Genomic DNA, 3,392 nt, shown 5'->3' on the forward strand with positions numbered 1-3,392 from the left:
TCCTCCGAATAAGACACGTGCATAACGACGTCGTTATGCACGTGTCTTACCTCGGAACCCCAGCCTCAGGCAGGCGGCCCCAATCGGTCGGTTACGCGGAAGGGGGAAATGCGCATTCTTCAGCCGGGTGCCGATCCGGGGCATCGGCCCGAGTTTCTCGGCCGGCAGAAGACTGTCCCCGGCGATTTCTGGAACGGACCACAAGGCATCGAAGTTTTCTATGGCGCGGACCCACTTTCTGCGCAGGTCTGGACGCAGGGATCTCTCATGGATCCATGCCCATTCGCGATCGAGCTGCCAGGGTTCACGCGCTTCGTGGGCCGCCACGTCCATCAACGTGTCGACAGGATTTCCGGCTCGCGGAAGACCAGCCTCCACGATCCTGGACTGGAGCTTTTGCCAACCGGGTGTCCACGCGCGGCCGACGCGATCAGCCAGACGCTGCAGTGGCGCGCGGTAATGGAGCATTTCCCGTGGATGGCTCGCGGCCGCCGCCGCGATCAGGTCTCGCCATGGAATGACGTCGATCTGAGCTTGGAAGACCTTTTTGTCGGACGTCAGCTCAAACAGGCGCCGCGCCGCAGTGATCAGCTCCTTCACCCCAAAGGCGCCGTATCCCGCCGCTTCGGCGATAGACCGCAAGGAGTTCTCCAAGGCTGTGGGCATGTCACCGCGGTGATGGCGAAGCCAGTCGCGCTGGTCGCCGATCGCGGGCCCCGGCAAGAGCTCGGGAAATACAGAACGCAAGACGTCGAGGGCTGCCAGTCCCGTCAGGCACTTCGGAACATCTCGCAGTCCTTGAGCCTTCAAAAGGAATTCCCGCGCGACATCCATGTCGATCTTTTCGGGAGGTATCGGCGGCTCGGAGCATTCGGCATATTTCCTGACCAACAGCAGGCCCTGCATGTCGGTGCCGCTCGCGATCGTGCCCTTGGCGCGGGAGATCATACCCTCCCAAGAAGAAAGCCTGTGCGTGTGCGCCAGAAACGTGCGGAGGGCGGTCCGGTAGTCGCGCCGAGTGAGGTCCGCACGTTCCTCGACCCTGGTCTCGAAAAAGACCACGGCGTCCTGCAAAAAGGTGGGACTGTCGATGTCGAAGCCTGCGTCCAGAAGGTCTCGCAGCAGCCGGCGTAAGTCCTTCACGTGCCGTCGGCTGGTCGAGCGGTCTTTCGCAAAGGCCGCAACCTCTGCCTCGATCGCGGTCGGTAACATGACCGGTTTTCTGTTTGTCTTTCGTTTCCGAGGTTCGGCGAGCCTGTCATGGCGTTCAGGTCGACGCACCCGGTCCGCAGTAACATCTTCGGACACAGCCGCAGGCTCGGTGCATCGAAGTAACGAGAGCAGCGTCCGGAGATAGAGAGCCGCGGTGTTCGCGGAGATCTGCTGCCCTACCGCTGCATGATATCTCGTCGCATCCTCGAGGCTCAGCGACCAGCCTGGCTTCGGCCCGTCTTCTGAAAGTAAACCAAAATCCACGGCAAGTTCGAATGCGCGCCGAGCGTGAAGGGCGTGGCCGACGGGAAGTCGTCCTCGAACTGCCGCGAGCGCGGCCGGCAATTCGATGCGGTGTTTGTCGCCATCGCGATAAGCCGGGAAGGGGCCGATTTTCTCAGGGCGAAGGATCCCGGCCACGACAACGCGCGGATCGTCTCTGAGCTTGTCAATTGTCGTAGCGGAATTCCGGAACGCATTCCTCTGCTTATCACGGAGATCGCGGTCGGCTGCGATGGCCAACTTACGCGTCACATCCCGCAAGATCGTTCCAGGGAACATCTCTTCCATCAGTTTCCGGTTCACGCCAGGCAGACGGCGTTCCCGCGCAAGCTGGTTAAGCAGCGTGTAGGGATCAGTGTCGGGCCATGCCCCTGCCAGCCGTGCGTGCCGCAGGAGGCTCTCCCGGCACCGGCCGTAAAGGCCAGCGTCCCCGAATGCAGCGGCAAGATTGTCGTCTGGAACCTGGGGAAACGTGGCCGCGAATGATGCTTCCGAAGCGAGCACCCCAGGGTCGTGGAACGTCTCTGTTCCTATCGCGCAGCAGGCAAGGTCGAGGAACGCCAGGATAGAGATTCTGCCCGGTGATTGCACGGCGCCGCTTTCGATCCGCATCCGCAGATCGGCCAGGCACAGGGAAGGTTGCGAATGGGTCATGTGGAGCAGATGGGATCATTCGGGAAATCGAAAAATCGCCCTTGGCGACCAAGCTGGCCGCCAAGGGAAAACCCGTCATTTGGCCAGACCCCTCTCGAATGCTCTGATCGCGTCGGAGAGCAGGTCGGCAATCACGTGCAGGACGGCACCACGCCCTGTGATCCTCCACTCCGCACCGTAGGGATCGGCCGGCCGCTCCACTGCGAATTCCGCTTGCGCTGCCAGCTCCTCGACCGCCAGCTGACGATGGACGCAGATGAGCATCGTCCGGCAGCTCGCCAGGCGCTCGGCGTCCGCCGATGCTGCGCCGAGAAGCACATGGTAGTGGGACACGCTTTCCGAGAATGCTGGGGCGGCGGCATGCGACCGGAACCGGATCAGGACGAGCCATTGTGCCGCGCGGCATGAAAGCGCCTGTGCTCGCAGAAGGCGGCCTGACATGTCCTCTTCGATTGCGAAGCTCGCCGCCGCGCTGGCTCGGCCGACGCTGCTATCCTCCGTGTGATCGGTGGCGATGACGGACACGCGATTAGTATCGTGATGCATGGTTTCCCTTTCCTCGAGTGAGAGATTGCGGCGATCTGCCGCTTCAAGGGCTCGGCCCGGGCTACTGACCGTCTCGTGGTGGTTCTTTCATCCGCCGGCGACCATGAGATTGGCCAGAGCTTGGTCAGACGAAGAACTTTTCTGCAACGTTTGAGCATGGGAAGAAAAAAGCAGCCATCATCACCCGGCCATGACAGTAGAGTTGAAAGGCCCCACAACGCCTGGTCACCGGCTGACGATCCCGTCCAGGATTGCGTGGCGAGGACGGAGATCGACTCCAGCTATTTCGCGCGGGAAAATGTCGTCAGCTCGCGGGTTTTTTGCGTCAAGGCGCGGGGAAATATCGTCATCTCGCGGGGTTCCTGCGTCATTTTGCGGGGAAATTGCGACAGAGAAGGCTCTAAGCTGCTGATTTTTCGAAACGAAACAACCTCTGAATCAAGAGAATCCTGAATCCCCCTGAAAGAGCCGCAGAGCGGCGGATTTTGGGGGCCTTTGGAGGCACCAGACGCCCGCTTGAAGAAAAACCGATCGGATGCTTTTCTCTCCGGCGAACGTTCCAATCTACTCTTCGTGTCGGGTGCACCTCGACAGGGACTGAAAGGTAGTGCCCCACGGGGTGGTGTAGGAGGCCGCGCGCGGAGCCATTCGGCGTAGCGCAGCGCGCGGCCTGTCTGGCGGCCACCGCACTTCTTCGT

3 protein-coding genes are annotated in these 3,392 nt (G+C 61.4%); all 3 read right to left on the bottom strand.

What is annotated here, in order from left to right; all coding sequences use genetic code 11:
- Window positions 1-33 precede the first annotated feature (33 nt).
- The 3 genes from C8N44_RS22840 to C8N44_RS23265 all read right to left on the bottom strand — a co-directional run bounded on the left by C8N44_RS22840 (window position 34) and on the right by C8N44_RS23265 (window position 3,257).
- Entirely contained in the window at window positions 34-2,148 is a 2,115-nt protein-coding gene (locus C8N44_RS22840) for a hypothetical protein (RefSeq protein ID WP_107978983.1), read from the bottom strand.
- A 75-nt stretch (window positions 2,149-2,223) separates the two neighbouring features.
- Entirely contained in the window at window positions 2,224-2,694 is a 471-nt protein-coding gene (locus tag C8N44_RS22845) for a hypothetical protein (RefSeq protein WP_107978984.1), read from the bottom strand.
- 281 nt (window positions 2,695-2,975) lie between these two features.
- Window positions 2,976-3,257 (bottom strand): hypothetical protein, encoded by a 282-nt coding sequence (locus C8N44_RS23265; RefSeq protein ID WP_146178912.1) that lies wholly within the window; start codon window positions 3,255-3,257, stop codon window positions 2,976-2,978.
- Between the last annotated feature and the right edge of the window lie 135 nt (window positions 3,258-3,392).

This window comes from Allosediminivita pacifica (genome assembly GCF_003054175.1).
Classification (GTDB): Bacteria; Pseudomonadota; Alphaproteobacteria; order Rhodobacterales; family Rhodobacteraceae; genus Allosediminivita; species Allosediminivita pacifica.

Bases quoted from the DNA above. Each gene is read 5' to 3' on its own strand.
- C8N44_RS22840 (WP_107978983.1), bottom strand. From the start codon at position 2,148: ATGACCCATTCGCAACCTTCCCTGTGCCTGGCCGATCTGCGGATGCGG.
- C8N44_RS22845 (WP_107978984.1), bottom strand. From the start codon at position 2,694: ATGCATCACGATACTAATCGCGTGTCCGTCATCGCCACCGATCACACG.